The organism is Pirellulales bacterium (assembly GCA_036490175.1).
Lineage (GTDB): Bacteria > Planctomycetota > Planctomycetia > Pirellulales > JACPPG01 > JACPPG01.
Window position 1 is genome coordinate 1 of sequence record DASXEJ010000376.1, and the last position, 16,406, is coordinate 16,406.

General features: G+C 58.7%; 11 protein-coding genes. 7 read left to right on the forward strand and 4 right to left on the reverse strand.

Going from position 1 to position 16,406, the window contains the following annotated elements:
• The 5 genes from VGG64_28610 to VGG64_28630 form a co-directional block, all read left to right on the forward strand.
• A partial coding sequence (locus tag VGG64_28610; protein HEY1603597.1) for a hypothetical protein occupies positions 1 to 1,087 on the forward strand: 1,087 nt, incomplete at its 5' end.
• Positions 1,088 to 1,365: 278 nt separating this feature from the next.
• Entirely contained in the window at positions 1,366 to 2,061 is a 696-nt protein-coding gene (locus VGG64_28615) for a hypothetical protein (protein HEY1603598.1), read from the forward strand.
• Positions 2,062 to 2,204: 143 nt separating this feature from the next.
• Positions 2,205 to 2,954 (forward strand): hypothetical protein, encoded by a 750-nt coding sequence (locus tag VGG64_28620; GenBank protein HEY1603599.1) that lies wholly within the window; start codon positions 2,205 to 2,207, stop codon positions 2,952 to 2,954.
• Positions 2,955 to 3,878: 924 nt separating this feature from the next.
• Positions 3,879 to 4,199: a hypothetical protein gene (locus VGG64_28625; protein HEY1603600.1), complete on the forward strand. Its 321-nt coding sequence runs from the start codon at positions 3,879 to 3,881 to the stop codon at positions 4,197 to 4,199.
• 364 nt (positions 4,200 to 4,563) lie between these two features.
• A complete protein-coding gene (locus VGG64_28630; GenBank protein ID HEY1603601.1) occupies positions 4,564 to 5,490 on the forward strand; it encodes a Ca2+-dependent phosphoinositide-specific phospholipase C in 927 nt (308 codons plus the stop codon).
• A gap of 115 nt (positions 5,491 to 5,605) precedes the next feature.
• Here the strand turns inward: VGG64_28630 and VGG64_28635 are convergent, their stop codons facing one another.
• Both VGG64_28635 and VGG64_28640 read right to left on the reverse strand, forming a co-directional pair.
• Positions 5,606 to 6,583, reverse strand: coding sequence for a hypothetical protein (locus VGG64_28635; protein HEY1603602.1), 978 nt, complete (start codon positions 6,581 to 6,583; stop codon positions 5,606 to 5,608).
• A 173-nt stretch (positions 6,584 to 6,756) separates the two neighbouring features.
• A complete protein-coding gene (locus VGG64_28640; GenBank protein ID HEY1603603.1) occupies positions 6,757 to 7,410 on the reverse strand; it encodes a hypothetical protein in 654 nt (217 codons plus the stop codon).
• Between the two features lie 604 nt (positions 7,411 to 8,014).
• Here VGG64_28640 and VGG64_28645 point away from each other — a divergent pair.
• Positions 8,015 to 8,224, forward strand: coding sequence for a hypothetical protein (locus tag VGG64_28645; protein HEY1603604.1), 210 nt, complete (start codon positions 8,015 to 8,017; stop codon positions 8,222 to 8,224).
• Between the two features lie 31 nt (positions 8,225 to 8,255).
• Here the strand turns inward: VGG64_28645 and VGG64_28650 are convergent, their stop codons facing one another.
• Positions 8,256 to 11,762: a protein kinase gene (locus VGG64_28650; protein ID HEY1603605.1), complete on the reverse strand. Its 3,507-nt coding sequence runs from the start codon at positions 11,760 to 11,762 to the stop codon at positions 8,256 to 8,258.
• 406 nt (positions 11,763 to 12,168) lie between these two features.
• A complete protein-coding gene (locus VGG64_28655; protein HEY1603606.1) occupies positions 12,169 to 12,354 on the reverse strand; it encodes a hypothetical protein in 186 nt (61 codons plus the stop codon).
• 1,419 nt (positions 12,355 to 13,773) lie between these two features.
• On the opposite strand from VGG64_28655, the gene VGG64_28660 reads away from it, so the two are divergent.
• On the forward strand, positions 13,774 to 16,062 hold the full coding sequence (locus VGG64_28660; GenBank protein HEY1603607.1) for a PAS domain S-box protein: 2,289 nt from the start codon (positions 13,774 to 13,776) through the stop codon (positions 16,060 to 16,062).
• Positions 16,063 to 16,406: the final 344 nt, after the last annotated feature.

Below are 16,406 nucleotides of genomic sequence, written 5' to 3' on the forward strand. Positions count from 1 at the left end.
GATTGCCAACAATCTGTCGGTGGCCACCAACAGCTACACCCCAAGCACTCCGCTCAATGGCGGTGACTCTTACCAATGGAACGTTCAAGCCTTCGACACAATCGGCGCCATGGGGGCATCGAGCGGCACAAGCACATTTACAGTAAACGTCACTCCGAAAGTTACTAGCGTCATTGTAGATGGCACATCCTGGTCGCCGGATTTCCTGAACGCTCTTAAATCCAGTGGCTTGGGGAGCTTGGGCTACACCGTCCCGGTTGGGTCGTCGGCGCAACTGCAGACGTTGCCGTGGAATGGCTTGAACCAAATAAGGATCGTGTTTAACGAAAACGTCAACGTGCAGCAGAACAGCCTGGTGCTCAGCGGAGTGAACGTCGGTAATTACTCATTCAGTTCCTTCAGCTATGATGCGGCGACATTTACGGCCACGTGGACGCTCACGGCGCCCATCCGGGCAGATCGACTAGTTGTTGATCTACATTCCAGTGGCGCCGGGGCGATTACTGATAGTCGTGGCCAATCGCTCGATGGCGAATGGAACAACGCCGTGAGCCAGTACCCCTCGGGAAATGGCGTCGCTGGCGGAGACTTTCTGTTCGACATCGATGTCTTGCCAGGAGACGCCAATGGTGATGGCGTTGTCAACGGACTCGATATCAATCTAGCAGGTTCCGACTTCATGCAAACCGGCAGCGGATTGGCCGCCGATTTCAACGGAGATGCCACGGTCAACGGACTCGATGTAAATACCGTCGCGTCGGCGTGGCTATCGACTTTGCCAGCCAGTGTGAACGGTGTAGGACATGGCGTCGTTTTAGCGGCCGTGACGCCATCCTCTCTGCCAGACTCCGGCGCACTAGGTGCGAATGTTGCGATGCAACAGCCATTGATTGATCGCGCCATCATCCAGTCGGTCGCTGGGCCATTGGACGCTGATAGCGTCGAACTTTTTGCCGCATCGGTGGCTGCATCCTTGGCACGCCAGTCGGCGAGCGCCGCAGAGGGAGTGAACGCGCATCGCGTGGCCGCAGCCGAAGGTCCAATCTCGTCACAGCTCTCCGCGTTCCGGGAGAGTCATCGTCGGTGATCACGACGATGACGTGCCGAACGCGTTGTCCCTAATTGGCCCGCGCCGGTATGTGGCCGACGGGCCGTCGACCATTGGCCCTGCGTCTGGACCGACGCTACAGCAATCGAATAGCAAGTGATTTTGCGCCGGGATTTCCCCAAACCGGGAGCGCCGTTTTGATAAAGTCACAAACCCGTCTGTCAGTAATGTGGATGCAGCGGGCGAAATACACAAAACACGTAAAATAGAGTGCAATGTAAGATTTGACCCCGGGCTTATTAAATCGAGGACTTCCGATGAAGAGATCCACGTTATCTTCGCTGTTCGGGGGGATGGCTCATATGACGATCAGCGCGCAATGCTTATTGGCGCTGGCGTGTTTGGTTTGCCTGAGCTCGATGGCCGGCGCCCAGGTTCTAACGTTTGAAGGGCTGCAAAACCTGGAGCCGATCGATAATTACTACAACGGGGGATTCGGTGGCGACGGCAGCGGTCCAGGCCCTAACTATGGCATTACGTTCGGTTCCGATTCGTTGGCGGTTATTGACGCTGCCGACGGGGGAACAGGTAATTTCTCGAACGCCCCGTCTGGCGACTCGATCGCCTTCTTTTTGAATGGCACGGGAGATGTCATGGATGTGGCAGCCGGCTTCGACACGGGGTTCTCTTTCTATTACTCGGCGGCGCAGCCTGGATCGGTTGCGGTTTACTCAGGTCTCGATGGCACGGGCACGCTGCTGTCGAGCTTATCGTTGGGGCAGACGGCGGATCCGTACAACGTCTGGGTGCCGGTCGGTGTGCTCTTCAGTGGCACCGCACAATCCGTCGTCTTCTCAGGTTCGGCAAACTTCATTGGATTCGACAACATTACCTTGGGCAGTGCCACTGCGGGGAGCGGTGTTGTCCCCGAGCCGGCTTCGTTGGGCGCCTGGTCGTTGCTGGCTCTCTGCGGGACTGCCTACGGTGTACGACGCCGGCGTAAATGTGCATAGCACTGCCGGTTCATAGGTACTCCAGCCGACCTTTTTCTGTGTTGTGCCAAACTTTGGCAAGAACGGCTGTCAGGATTCAGCGAGCGGCGGTCAAATCAAAATTAATAATGGCTGATTCTTTCTACGCGAACAGGTGAGGGACTATGAATAGGGTTCTATCCACGTATGCGTTTGTGGCCGTTGCGCTTGGGGCAATGGGAATACCTGCCTACGGCGATGTAGTCACGCTCGATACCGGCAGCGGTTACCAGAATGGTGGACTTTATATCACCCTAGCGGGCGTATTTGATTCGCCCACTTCCAACGCCGGCGGAGATATCGGCCTTCCGCCGAACAACGGATCGATAGACGGTGTTCCAGTTCCCTTCTTGTACTGTCTCGATATCGTAAAAGAGATCATCGTTCCGAGCAGTGACGAGGCGACACTTTCCGACGCTGGTATCGTGGACGGTAATCTGCTGAATGGCGCCGCGCAAATCGCCTGGCTGGTCGACAATATTGCACTCGCCGCGACGGACCTTTCGGATCCGCAGGCCGCGCATGACGCTCAGTTGGGTCTGCAAGCCGCAATTTGGCAGCAGATCTACGGTTCGAATTTTGCCCTGGTGCCGTACGATCCCAACAATTCGAATACCTCGTCGCAGGGCGTGACCAACGCCTACAATGCCGATATCGCGGCGCTGGCGGGGCAGAGCGCTCCGTTGAATCATGCGATCTGGATCAGTACCTTTAGCGGCGACCCAAGCAGTCCCATTTGGTTGCAGCCTTTGGTTACCGCCAGCAGCTTGTCGACCCCCAGTGCAAGCACCGTCCCCGAGGCGTCGACGTTTGTGGTGTGGTCGCTATTGGGCGCGGTCGGAGTCGTCGTCGCCCGCAGGCGACAAGCCGTCTAAGGCACAAGCGCTCTACAATTTCCTGTCGCTCTTTCAGGCCGTCCTTTGGGGCGGCCTTTTTTTGCGCGACACTGTCGTGAGGAAGTTCAGCTAATATCACTGCACGTCGCAGTGCCAGGCCACGGCCGAAATGCCAGACTATCACGTTCCTCCCCCAACTGGCGACCCTATCGTCTGTGCTTTCCACACGGCCTGCCCGGCCAGCTGCGACCTATAGTTTTGGCGCGGCCGAGACGCCCCGTTGGATAAGGGATCAAGGGCGCAGCGCATTTTCCAACCCTTTCCGTGTCAGGCGTCGCCAGGGCGATCGCTGCGGATGCAGGAACTACTTTCTCACGACTCGAGGCCCATCGAGGCCGCGACGGCAGCACGAGGATTGCAAGATGAAAACGGAACGTCGGGCGGCCGCGGAACAGCTCCTCAACGATCCCACCGAAGCCCTCAAAGCAGCCGGCAAGAATGGAGAAGCCGGCGCTAACAAAGCTCTCGATCAACTGTTCCGTCTTTCGCTCGCCTTGCGCAGCGAGCTTGCCGAAGCGGAGCCAGGCCATCAATCTACGTGCGTCGCCGAGTCACGGCCCGCGACCGACAGCAGCCTGCCCGTAAGTACGCCGCCGACGTCTGTGAACGAGGGGCTACCGCCCGACGATCAGCAGCAGGTCGGCCGGCACGATTCCTGGTTGAGCCGAGCCATTGTCCCGGACTTCACACTGGCCCGCGCAGACCGCCTCTTCATAATTGGAATGTGCGTATTGGCCTGGCTCATTGAGCCCGATGTTAGCGATTCGCCTTTGGCAGTTTCCGGATTGATGTTCGTATGGGTCGTGCCCGTCTTCATACTTGGAGGGGTCTCTAGTTGGGCATGCCCTGACCGGCGCCATCGTGGGCGCGGGGCTGTTCTTTGGTTTGCTAGGGGCAGGCGCCATGTCCGCCGGGATGTGGGACACCGGCCTGTTGGCATCTGGTGCCAAGTCGCTTCGGCATGCTTCGGGAGTCGCCAGCATGCCCTACTTTTTCGCCACCGTGGGGCTATTGCTTTGTGTGGTGGGATCGTTTGTCGTCTGGCTGAGGAAACGACCAAGCCGCGTCCACTACTGGCAATGGGCCGCACAAGTATGTGTCCTTGTGCAGCTGGCGCTGATCGTCGATACCGGCTGGCGATATGCCGCGCACCAAGAACAACGCAGCACAAACGTGACGACAATGAGAAAGGTGAATCACCACAATGCCATGCAGCGAACGTAGCGGTGTACGTTGCCGTGGTCGCCTCGCAATGCCCAACTCCCCTGAGAACATACTTGGGCTGCATCGTTTGCAGCTTTCCACCATGTCACCGGGTGTTTGGCGCACATGCGGGTCCTATCTAAAGCCGGCCCAACAGTCCGCTTACCGGGAACCTCTTGTAGCGTTGGACTCTGTGGGTCTGCCGGGCAATAATCGTCTCGTCCGTTCACCCGAACAACTCGACGGTGAGCGGTGTTCTCGGCGGACCTTGCTTCAATCGCTCAAAATCTCGCTCAGGATCCACATGATGCGCACTCTTGGCTGTCTGCTTTCTTTTGGATTAGTACTGGAAGCTTCGCTACTTCCGGCGCAGGAGCCCGCCGCAATGAGTTTGAGGCTCAACCAGATTCAAGTCATCGGCACCCACAACAGCTACCATTTGCGTCCCCCGGCAGCTTTGCTGAAGGCCGCGATCGCCCAGCACAAGGATGCGAAGGAGTGGGACTACTCGCGACAACCTCTCGACCAGCAACTCGATCAGGGAGTACGCAGCTTCGAGCTAGACCTAAACCTTTCCGATAAGGGATGGCAGGTCATGCACGTGCCCATCTTCGATGCTGGGACGACCGTTCCAACGTTTTCCGAGGCGCTGCGGGTTATTCGCAAATGGTCGGAGAGCCATCCACGGCATATACCGATCTCGGTCCTGTTGGAGCTCAAGGAAGAGGGTTTCAAGCTTAGCCGATCCTACCGCCGACCTCAGCCGCAGGACCTGGCAAAGCTCGACGAGGAGATCCGCGAAGTCTTCTCGCCCGAGATGATCCTGACGCCGGACGACGTGCGTGGTCAGCACAAAACTCTGTGGGAGGCCGTGCACGCAGATAATTGGCCGACGCTAAGCAAGGTGGCCGGTCAGGTGTTCGTGATCCTGCACGAGCGGGGCCCGAATCGTGCTGCTTACCTTGATGGACACCCTGTGCTTGAAGGCCGGGCGATGTTCGTCGAATCGGACCTCGCTCAGCCGCATTCCGCTGTGCTGATCCGCAACGATCCCTATGACGCCGAAATCGATAGCTTGGCTCGGCAGGGTTACTTCATTCGAACCCGCGCCGATTCGCAGGGGAATCTCGAGAGCGCGAGGCGCGAACGGGCTCTAGCCGGCGGCGCGCACGTACTCACCACGGACTACCCGTACGGTGAAATCGAGGCGGAGCGGGCCTTCGGGCTAGCCGATCGGGCGCCGGCACGAATCAATCCGGTGACGGGACCAGAGAACTGTCGCGGAACAATTGTTCGTGAGCCGATTCCCTAAGTTTCGCGCACTCGTCCCCGATAACCTTTCCGTCGCCGAGCGAGAAAGGATGCATTGCGGTGCGTCACACTCGCCATTCTTGCGCCGACGCCGCAATCCGATCGGCACGCCAACATCAGAAGCTGTATCCAGCTTTCAAGCCGATCGTTAACAGCATGTTAGAGGACAAGCTGATTGCAGGTCCGTTGGTTTTTGGAAAGGCAAAAGCCTCGAAGTAGGCCGCAAGAGACAGCCGCTCGCCGCGAATTCCCCATTCCGTTTGGCCTGTCACGCCGGGACCCGGAAAGTAAGTTCTGTCCCATCCCGTTAGGTGTTCGTAGGTAATGGCCAAGAGTCCGATCCGCGCCCGACCGTAAGTTTCCACAGCGCGCGTCTCGTCATGCCGCGTCTCGATTCCTACATAGGGATAAAACGTGGCCCACGTACGCTGAAAGTCATCGTACATAACCCTGCCAGCCAAAAACTGACTCCGAGTCCGCAGCCAGAATCGCGACCCGACGCCACCAAAGAACACAAACCGCGACGTTCCCACGGAATTGAAGATCAAGTCATATTCAGTTCGGCCTCCGAGATAATCCGTAGTCGTTGCGTATCGGTTTGATGGTAGAAAGAGCACGCTGGAAGCGAACTGGGTGCCAAACAGCTCGGCGCGAAATCGTTCTCTTCCCACTCGCCGTTCATATCCCACGGTGTATAGCGGTGCCTGGTCAATGTTGTGACGATTCACGCTCCAATCCATATATTCGAATCGCGTATACCAAGTCGAAGTGATCAGTCGCGGGACCACAGGCAACTCCGGCACAACGCCCATCGATGCGGGCCGTTCGCTCGAGACGGCGAGGAATTCATTTTGTTGCGTTTGCCGCTTTGGCAATCTGGATTGATCCGGCGACATGACATCCAATTCGTCGTCGGGAGAATCGGCGACAACCTGTGCCTGGATACGCGCTGAGTCGGCCGCGCGCATTTCCGGGAGTGATGCCGTGTAGCGCTCAAGCGGCCCGTTGCTGATCGCGACATTGTCGTCGGCGCGCGCCGTCGAACAATACAACGCCACAAAGCCGATCACGAATAACCGCGGGCACTTGCCCATCGATACTTACTCCGCCGCGAGTGAATCACTCTTCGCCGAAGAAACCCGAGAAAGCCCCGTTAAGCGTCCCCCCAGAAATGGGTAGGTACGGTACCAACGCGCTCGGATCGGGACAACATCAATCCGATTGTGGTACTGCTAGCTGACGCAAGGTGCGGATACGATTGCAGCGCTCAACAGTCGGCAGTCGCCGAGGCGCGGCGGGCCATGTGTTTTTGCCGCCACTTGCCGAATGCCAACGCACCAGCCCCGATTAGCAGCCACATGGCAAACGTAGACGCTTCTGGTACGCCACCATCAGAAAGGAAGCTGGCGCTGAGCGGTAGGTTCACGTAAGCGCTTATATCGACGGGAGCAGTTGGCAGCACTTCCACCAGCACTGTGTTGTAAACTCCACCAATACCGAAGGCCTGAAAAGCCGCAAGCACGTCCGTAGGATTGCTCGCGTCGGCGTCGGACCAAAAGCCCAGATTACCCGTGGCTTGATCGACTCCCACCACATTATGGACCAGCAGCCCAGCCTGAATGAGCAGGTCGAGTTGTGCCAGCACCACAGGTACGGGGCGCGTCGGTTGGAAGTTCTGTCCCGGTTCGATCAGCAGCAAAGGCAGGTTCGCATTGCCGGGCGTGCTGGTGTCTTGAATGCCTGGTTGAATTAAGTCGTCGATGGTAGTGCCGCTGGCTTGGTCCACGACATTTTGATTCGCATCGTAGACCAGCAACTCGTCGGCGGTCGTCGCGAGGCCGGCCAAGACCGACGGCGACGGCGCGCAGAGGCAGGCCACGACAAGCAGCAGACTGACGGCCAATTTCTGCAAGTGCGCCAATATTCTCTTGCCTTGCCGGTCCGCGAAAGGGTGCGGCCTGGCCTTCTCAGCCCGCGCCCCTTCGGCGTGGACTCGCTGGTTGGTGGATTGTCGCTCAAGCGTGTCTAAGCAATAGCCTTCCTCCTCATACGCCGCTGCGGCAATGGTCCTGACAAAGCTCGGGTCCTGGTTACTAAAAGGGGATGTGTTGTGGCACGGCCTTCAACGGCAAATTCATGGTCACGACATTCTTTCTGCCCGAGAAGTGGACGAGATCAGCCCACGGAACAGCCATCACCTCTTCTATTTGAGAATTGTTACGTGCCGTGTCAGGATTAGTGTTCGGGCGACCCAAGACATATGGAGCATGGATTAAGCTACCTTCAGAATCGTGCAGGGATACGGTTCGTGGGAATGCGATACTCCCGGATCCGTAAGATGTGCTTGGGCTGAGTCGTCGTAGTGGCCTTCAGGCGGACGGCCACGCGCGGCAGGGAACGACTCGCGGCGGTCGTAAACGTCGTCCAGCTCAGCGGCGCGAATCGCAACCCGACCAGGCGGGAATGTTTATAGGGCGATTATGCGCTCAGCTTCCGTTTCGAAATCCGTCCTGGGAATCGAGAATATGGCAAATCGCATCACCAACTACACCTGGCTCGATCCGCAGCGGCGGATCGAACGCGCGCAAGAAATATTTGACTTCTGTAGCGCGATCATCCGCATCCACGGAGAGTCGGGTGAACCTGACGGGACCGAGTTGCATGTGATGCGACTCACTCAGGCCGCGGCCGGCGAACTTCTGCAGCAGGAAAACCGTTCGCAAACGAGTGTGTAGCATCTGCCAGATCGGCGTACGCTCCGACGCCTTATCGTCGGTCTGCCGCAGCAGGGCGATCTTCAGGCAATGGCTCGATTGCGGTTGCCGATGATTCGCCGCTTCGATCCGTGTGACCAAGATTCCAGAGTCGGACGTATGATGGTCGGTGTTCGGCCGTGACTGCCGCCCCTAACATCTGGCCGTCAGCGGAAAACGCCGCGCAGGAGACTGTTCCATCTCCGCTAACGAGTGCGGCAATTTTTCGCTGTGTCAACAAGTCCCACAGCCAAAGTGCCCCGTCTTTGCCCCCTGTCACCAGCATCTGACCTTTGGGCGAGAAGGCAATCGTGCTGATTTCTGCATCGTGCGCCGGCAGCCGTCGCAGGTCTAGTGTCTGCGAATTCCAGAGTAACAAATCGTCTGCGTCGTTAGCGGCAATCAGCGCTCCGCCCGGTTGGAAGGCCAATCGGTACGCTTCTCCGACCAGCACCACAGGATCTGCCGTCGACACGAGCGTTTCTGCATCCCACAAGCGTAATTGATTGGCCCCCGCGGTGGCGATTTGGCGACCATTCGATGCAAAGCCGACGGAATAAAGCGAGATTTGCCCGGTGGCTACGGTCGCCACCGTCTGGCCAGTCGCGATATCCCACAGACGCAATTCACCGCCGCGATGCCCCGTCGCCAAACGCGTGCCGTCCGGCGCAAAACCAAGGCTCATCACCTCTGCTGCAGCTCCCTCCAGCTTCCGCAGCACCTGGCCGCTCGTCGTGTCCACGATGTCAATCTGGCATGGATCGTCACACACCGTCGCGGCCAACGTCCCTCGCGGCGCTAGGGCCAGCAAGTCTTGCTGGTCGCGCACCGGTTGCGTTTGCAGTTGATGTCGGACTTTCGTCATCGCCTGATTCCACAGCTGTACCGTCCCGTCAGCCAGGCGTACTACCACCGCGTCCTGCTTTGCGGGAAACGCAATGCCGGCAATGGGCACCCCAAAAGTTCGCTCACTTTGTCGCGACGTTACCCGATCGAAATTCATCAATCGCACGCTGCCATCGCCGCCGCCCAACAGAAAGTCGTTGTTAAGGGGAGATAAACGCACAGTCCATAAACAATCTGCGTTGGTAAACAAAGTGGGGCCAAACCGCTCGCGCACTAAATCGAAGAGTCCGACGACGCCGTCCTTGTTAGAAAACGCCAGCCAATGGTCATCGTGCGAGAAGTCGAGCGCATGGATCCAGCGGATGCCGAAAGGCAGACTGCTAACCCGTTTTCCTACGGCCACGTCCCATAAGCCAATCGCCGCGGGCTGCTGATCCGCCGAAGCCAGCAAAGGACCATGGTGTGCAAATGTTGCTACCACGCACTTTGTTGGATTCATTCCCAAGTCACGCTCGACCGTGCCCGCAGGAATTTGCCAGACCCGAATGTGTCGATCCTCGCAAACCGTTGCCAGCTGGCGTCCGTCGCCGTTAAACGAAATGTCGAGCACGCCAGACGGGTGGAGCAAGGGCGAGGTCGATAACTCCTGCCAATCTTTCGTATCGCGTAGGTGGACTTTGCCATCGAAGCAAGCGAACGCCAGCATCCCGTCGTCCGGAGAAAACGCGACATCGCAAATGTCTAACTTTTCCCGACCGTCGCCCGACATGTCCCCGATTAATTCCCCGGTACGACTATCCCAAATTCGTACGTGGCCATCATCTCCGCCGGATGCCAGCAATAGACCGTTGTGCGAAAACGCCAGGCAGTTGATTTCGTTGCTATGGGCCGAACCCGTGCGAGGCACTCGTAGCACGTTGCGGCTGGCGAGATCGCATATCCGAATCTGACCGTCCGCGCCGGCGCTGGCAATGGATCGTCCATCGCGCGAAAACTCGGCCGCGTAGACCGGGCCGTCGTGGTGGTACAGGATTTGATCCCCGGCATCAAAGTGACGCTGTAGCAGCCTGCTCGCGAAAGTCTCACGAAGCGGTTTATCGCTCGACGACGCGTAATTGCGAAAGAACTGGCGCACGGCCGCCCCGCGATTCTTTTGCATATCCTCCCAAGCCTTTGCCAAATCGGCAGCCCACAGCGCGCGATGATTGATGTCGGCCTGCAGTTGCAACTCGGCAAGCGCGATGGCCTCGCGCTGGTGGGATAGTAGCAGCTGCCGGTTGTAGCCCAATGCGATGGCGAGCAACGAAAACAGCAACAGCGTCAACGTGCCGGTCAGCGCCGCAACGGCGGGTCGCCGTCGGCCCCACTTGGCGAGTCGTTGCCAAGGTCGCAATGGGCGGGCGATCGTGGCCTGCCCCGCGAGGAAATGTCCAAGATCCTTGGCCAACTCGTGGGCCGTGGCATAACGCTCGTTGGGAAGCTTACCCAGGCACTTCAAGCAAATCGCTTCCAAATCTGGCGGTATATCCCGACGCACGCGGCGTGGCGCCAGCGGCTCTTCGTAGACCACGCGATGCAGGGTGGCGGCGTCGGTAGCGCCCTGAAATGGTGGCCGGCCCGTTAGTAACCGGTAAAGCAGTGCCCCCAACGCATACACGTCGGTTGTCGCGTCGAGATCCTCCACGCGTCCCTGCGCCTGCTCCGGCGACATATACTCCGGCGTGCCTATGACCGTGCCATACCGGGTTTCCTCTCCGCATTGCTCCTGCAGCTTGGCCATGCCGAAGTCGCCCAGTTTGGGCACCAGGCGCGCGGGCCCCGCAACGGAATCACGTTGATCACGGGACGTGGTCGAAAACTCCAACATCACGTTGGTGGGCTTGATGTCGCGGTGCAATACACCGCGACTATGCGCGTGCTGCACAGCCGCAGCCAGCGCCGACACAAGCTCGGCCGACTCACGCGGTGCCAATGGCTCTGCCCGATTGCGTAGCCAAGCGGCTAACGTCGGTCCTTCGCAATACTCGGTGGCGATATAGCAGCAGGAATCATCACCTCGTACCTCGAATACCGTGACAATTCCCGGGTGGCAAAGTCTTCCGGCGACTTCGGCCTCGCGAAGAAATCTGCGCCGCAGATCGGCGTTAGAAAGGGTTTCGGGGCGCGGGACCTTGAGCGCGACCATGCGCCCCAGCAGAGGATCGAAAGCCCGATATACGACGCCAATTCCACCGCGCCCGGCAACGCGCCAAATAGAATACCGGCCAATATGACGAGGGATTTCCGCAGGCTTGGTCTCGTCTACGCATATCGTGGTTGGCGTTTCTGTCGAAGCGAAGCTCCGCCGCGCGACGGAACGCGCAGTACCGATCTCTGGTCCCTTGTATCCATCGCCGACTTGCGCGGCCAAGGTGCGCAAATCCAGGCTATTCGAATTCGTCACAGAGGCGTCCGCAGCGGGCACAGCCGATGCGAACGTGCGACTCAATTGGCGGAGCAAGGCGCACCCACGGCGCCATTGGTCGGCAAGGTGCGGATCGAGTCCCAAGGGGGGAGTGGGCGCCGGGCAATGCGGGTCGGCCGCCAACGAGGCCTCGTACTCCAGCAACAATTCACTCAACCGCAATTCGGAGTGCGACATGTCGAGATTGGTATCGCTGGCGTCACTACCCATATTCGCCTCTGCGCAAGAAAGCGCGGAACTGGCTGCGACTTCGACCTGGCTGCTGCTCTGTGTACCGCGAGGAGTCCCGCCGGCGAACACAGATCGTCGAGGTTGCAGTCTATCCCGGCAGCGGCACCGTTGCACGAGATTTCGCCTTGCTGTCGGTTCGTGAGGGGCCGCCGAGGCAGATCGGCTGCTTTTACGCTCAATAGTCTTGAACTACCAGCCGGCGAATCCGCCCCCTTGCATGCCGACGCCGTGGATCCGCAACGACCGGCACCGGAAAATCATCCCAAGCCCCATCGTCGTGTGGCCTGCGGGACAGGGTAGGTGCCGACGTGACGCAAAACCGCGAGGGCATTAGTGCGTGCATGCTTGCATTCGCAAGGATCCTCCGCGCGGTCGCACCAACCCGTTACCCGTTCGGTGACTTCTTGTCATCGTCCGGCTTAACTTCCCCACGGCGGAGCATTTCCAGCCAGTCGAGATACTCTTCGATCTCATTGAGCGGCATGCCGAGATAGAGTGCCTTGCTGATGGCCTCGCTCCGTTCCCAGAGCGTTTCCGCGTGCTCCAGAATGAGCTTGGCAATTTCATGCACTGTTGGAACTCGGATCCTCGACTGGGTACGCCAATCGGGGGGATGCTGGATAATCGACCTGTCAGGGGGAAGTCCTGTGGCAGACAATATAAGTATGTCTCGGCGAGCGTCCTACTTCGACACGAATTCTGGGAAAAGAATTTGGCAGCGGCGGTATCGGACGCATTGATTCTCGGACGCGGTCAAAAGGTGGTCCGAGAAAGGGTGGTATCTGAACCACCCAAACGGGCCGTGTCTCTCGCTCGAGTGAGTGCATCGGCCGTTGAATGTTGCGATTGAATCCCGCAACGAGCCACTCCACGGTGGCACTGCCGGGGATTACGTGTTGGCCAGGGCTGAGCCAAAAGGGATTCATTCCCTTGCCTATCCGCGCAACGCAACAATTTCTAGCTGCGGTATTGCCGCTGCAGATTGCGCGGTCGTTAATTCTCTCGCTACTCTTGGGCGCTCAGCTTAGCTATGTTCATCCCCAACCTTGGAAACCGTGCGAACGCACGGCTCCGGAATCAGCTGCACATGCCGTCCCCTGAATGGAACCGACTGTGGTGGCTTAAGACGGATCTTTTGGCCCTGGCAAAGGCGTCTTCGGCGGTCATGCTCTGCAGGGTAGCATCACTATCCTTCTCGCAGATGTGGCACGCCCAGGAGCCATGAAATCTATGGCCGCGTCGTTCGACGAGCAGCGCATACTTCGCGCCGTCGATTTTGATTTCTCGGCTGCGCCCGCGAGGACGTGTTGCTCCCACGAAAACCGCTCCCTCTCGACGAAATTGCGCCTATTTTCGCGCGGGTGGCCTACGCTCGACACTTCCATCTGTTGACTATGGTCGATCAAATCCGCTGATTTCCTGGCAAGCGTTCTGCCCACCAGCTGGCAGGGCGAGTTCCGCCGGCAAGCCTCGTACGATCAAGGCCGCAGCCTGGGGTGCTCATCGACCGGTTATGCGTACGAGGAACAGATACCAGTTCCCTGTCATGGTTTCGCCACTATGCCACGTCCCCTGACAGGTCATTTCTCATTGCGCGGCGAGCGAGGCCCAGCTACCCTACGAAGCGGTCGACGTCGTTGTATGCGTCGGCATCGGGATGTCAGGAACGGATTGGTTGCGGCGAAGCAAACAGTGATGATGGCTTCTGGGGGTTGCGACCTCTGTCAGCCAAGGCCGCCAAGGGGGGCTTGCCTCGTTTGGCGGCCACTTTATGCGCCTCACGAGGCACTTGGCACTGCAATTCAGCACGTCGCGAGTTGAATTCGGCCGCAACTGCCTCGAGGTTTTTCTGTGGAATTGCTGCTCAGGCGCGTCGAGCCGATTCCGGTCACGATAGGCTCCCGCAAGCGCGGTTAGTGAAAAACCGCCTGCGGCGAACTACAATCCTTTCTAGCGGCGCCGCCTCGTCTTTTCCCATCACAGTTGACCTATGCATCAGTTCAGGTCTTTCTGTCGAGTTGTCCTCGTTGCTCTGGCTACCACTGCCCTGATCGTGCCGCTGCGGCACTTCGTTTTCGTGCAAATCCTGGATCTCAGGGCGCCGTTTCTGCCGTTCCTGGTCGCCGTCGTGTCGGCAACCTGGATTGCGGGGCTATGGTCCGGATTGTGCGCCACCCTGTTCAGCGCAGCCGTTGTCGCCTACCAAATGATCGTGCGAGAGGGGATCCGCGACATTCCGACATCCTACGTTTCCCGATTTCTCATCTTTATCGTCATCGGCGCGCTGGTTAGTTGGCTGCTCGCCGCATTGCACACGGCGCAGCGGCGGATGGTTCGCAGGCAGCGACAGCTCGCGCGCGAAGTGACCGAGCGGCGCAAGGCTGTCGCTGCCGAGAGGACGCACCGACAGCAATTAGCCGTCGAAATCAATCGTCGCGCGGAGGCCGAGCAGGCGGTGCGCGAGCGCGAAGAGCGGATGCGGATGGCCGTGGACTCGGCCGACATTGGGACTTGGGACTTCAACCCCGTAACCGGCGAACGCAACTGGTCAGAACGCGCAAAAATCATGTTCGGCCTGGCACCTGACGCCGACGTCAGCGATGTATCCTACCTGGACCGGATTCACCCGGATGATCGCGCAATGGCGAACGAGGCCGTGCAAAGGGCGATGGATCCCGACGGAAACGGGCGCTACGAGATCGAATGCCGTTTGCTCTTGCCCGACGCGGCGATTCGATGGTTTGTTGTCAAGGGGCAGGCATTCTTCGCGGGTGAAAACGAGAGTCGTCACGCGATTCGGTTCATCGGCACGCTGATGGAGACCACCGAGCGCAAGAAGGCCGAACAAGCATTGCGGCAGGCCGAGGAACGATATCGCAAGCTGGCGACGCATGCGCCAGTCGGTATTTTTCACACCGACGACCAAGGACGGTGCCTGTTTGTAAATGAAGCCTGGTGCGCCATCGTGGGGGTCGATGCCGAACAGTCCATGGGGGATGGCTGGGCGAGATTTCTCCATCCCGAAGATCGGCAGCGCGTCGTCATGGAATGGAAAGACGCGGCGCGTAACAGTCTTAACCAAGCCTCGGAATTCCGTTTCCTGAATCAACACACCGGCACACGTTGGGTCGCCGCCTCGGCGATTGCTTTGCAGGACGATGCGGGCACGGTGACGGAGTTTGTCGGCACCATCGTCGATCTAACCGACCGCAAGGCCGTGGAAGACGTCATCCGCGCCGACGAGGCACGCTTGCGGTCTGTTCTGGACAACACGCCCGCGGTTATTTCGCTCAAAGACCTCCAGGGGCGCTATGTTTTGGTCAATCGTGTCTGGGAGGAAACGTACGGCGTGCGCAATGACGACATCGTTGGTCGCACCAATTTCGATCTGCTCTCCATGACCAAATCGGATCATATGTCACAGGGCATTGCCGAACGGTTTGCCACGCTCGAACGTCAGGTTATCGACACCGGCGCGCCCATCGAGTTCGAAGATCCTGTCCCCGACGGTGAGGACCAAAGACTATTTGTCACGGTCAAGTTCCCCATTAAGGATGCCACCGCGGCGATCACCGGCGTGGGCGGAATTTCCATTGATATTACCGAGCGCCGCAAGGCGATCGATGCCGTCGAAGCCGAGCGGACTCTTCTCCGTCAGACACTGGAATTGCAGGATCACGAGCGACAGATCATCGCTTACGAAATTCACGACGGCCTGATTCAGTATGCCGCCGGTGCCTTGATGCAATTGGAATCGATGCGTTTTCAAGAGACGTTCAAGCCGGCTGCCGATTCGATCAACAGTCTCGTCGGGAACCTGCGCCGCGCGGTGGCCGAAGGCCGCCGCATCATGAATGGCATTCGGACACCCGTTCTCGACGGTCTGGGCGTAGTGGCAGCCTTGGAGCATCTCATTCACGAAGAAGATCGGGCCCATGTGCGCGTCGAATTCATCAAGGACGAGGCCATCGAAAGGATGGATCCTAGGATCGAAGAGGCCATTTACCGCATCACTCAAGAGGCCTTGACGAACATCGGCAAGCATAGCCAGAGCAAAAGTGTTCGTGTTGAACTCGGGCGCCGCGGAGGCCGTGTGCATCTCGAAGTTCGGGACTGGGGCGTGGGCTTTGCCGCCGCCAAGCGTTTGAAAGGAACTTACGGTCTTCGCGGGATGACCGAGCGTGCCCGAATTGTCGGCGGCATGTGCCAAATTGAGAGCACCCCGGGCTATGGGACGCGCGTTGTCGTAGACTTGCCCTATCAGCCCGGCATGCGATAAATGAAGCGCACGATCCCGCCTGGAACGCGTTTGCCGCCACGCGATCGCGGTCGGCCTAAAGGGGTTGCAGGCCATACAATCGGGGGCCCGTTGACCGAGGCCAGCTCTGGGCGTGCAAACGGCATTCAGGGGAATTCGATGTTCGCTCCCGCTGAATCCTGATATTGTAAGTGGCTATTTTGTCGAAAAATCGTCCCCTGACGACTCACGACGTGAAGTACTGCCCATCTTCCTACAGCTGGCAGATTTGGCGGCGAATCACTTCAAGGTTACACAGTCGGAGCGTCGGGCAAAACCGATCGCTTTGCGCGGCGACCTTGCTTTTCCGGAGTCTGCGGCCGATA

Excerpts from the sequence above, each read along its gene's own strand:
- VGG64_28630 (HEY1603601.1), top strand. The coding sequence starts at position 4,564 with ATGAGTTTGAGGCTCAACCAGATTCAAGTCATCGGCACCCACAACAGC.
- VGG64_28645 (HEY1603604.1), top strand. The coding sequence starts at position 8,015 with ATGGCAAATCGCATCACCAACTACACCTGGCTCGATCCGCAGCGGCGG.
- VGG64_28625 (HEY1603600.1), top strand. The coding sequence starts at position 3,879 with ATGTCCGCCGGGATGTGGGACACCGGCCTGTTGGCATCTGGTGCCAAG.
- VGG64_28635 (HEY1603602.1), bottom strand. The coding sequence starts at position 6,583 with ATGGGCAAGTGCCCGCGGTTATTCGTGATCGGCTTTGTGGCGTTGTAT.
- VGG64_28650 (HEY1603605.1), bottom strand. The coding sequence starts at position 11,762 with ATGGGTAGTGACGCCAGCGATACCAATCTCGACATGTCGCACTCCGAA.
- VGG64_28620 (HEY1603599.1), top strand. The coding sequence starts at position 2,205 with ATGAATAGGGTTCTATCCACGTATGCGTTTGTGGCCGTTGCGCTTGGG.
- VGG64_28615 (HEY1603598.1), top strand. The coding sequence starts at position 1,366 with ATGAAGAGATCCACGTTATCTTCGCTGTTCGGGGGGATGGCTCATATG.
- VGG64_28660 (HEY1603607.1), top strand. The coding sequence starts at position 13,774 with ATGCATCAGTTCAGGTCTTTCTGTCGAGTTGTCCTCGTTGCTCTGGCT.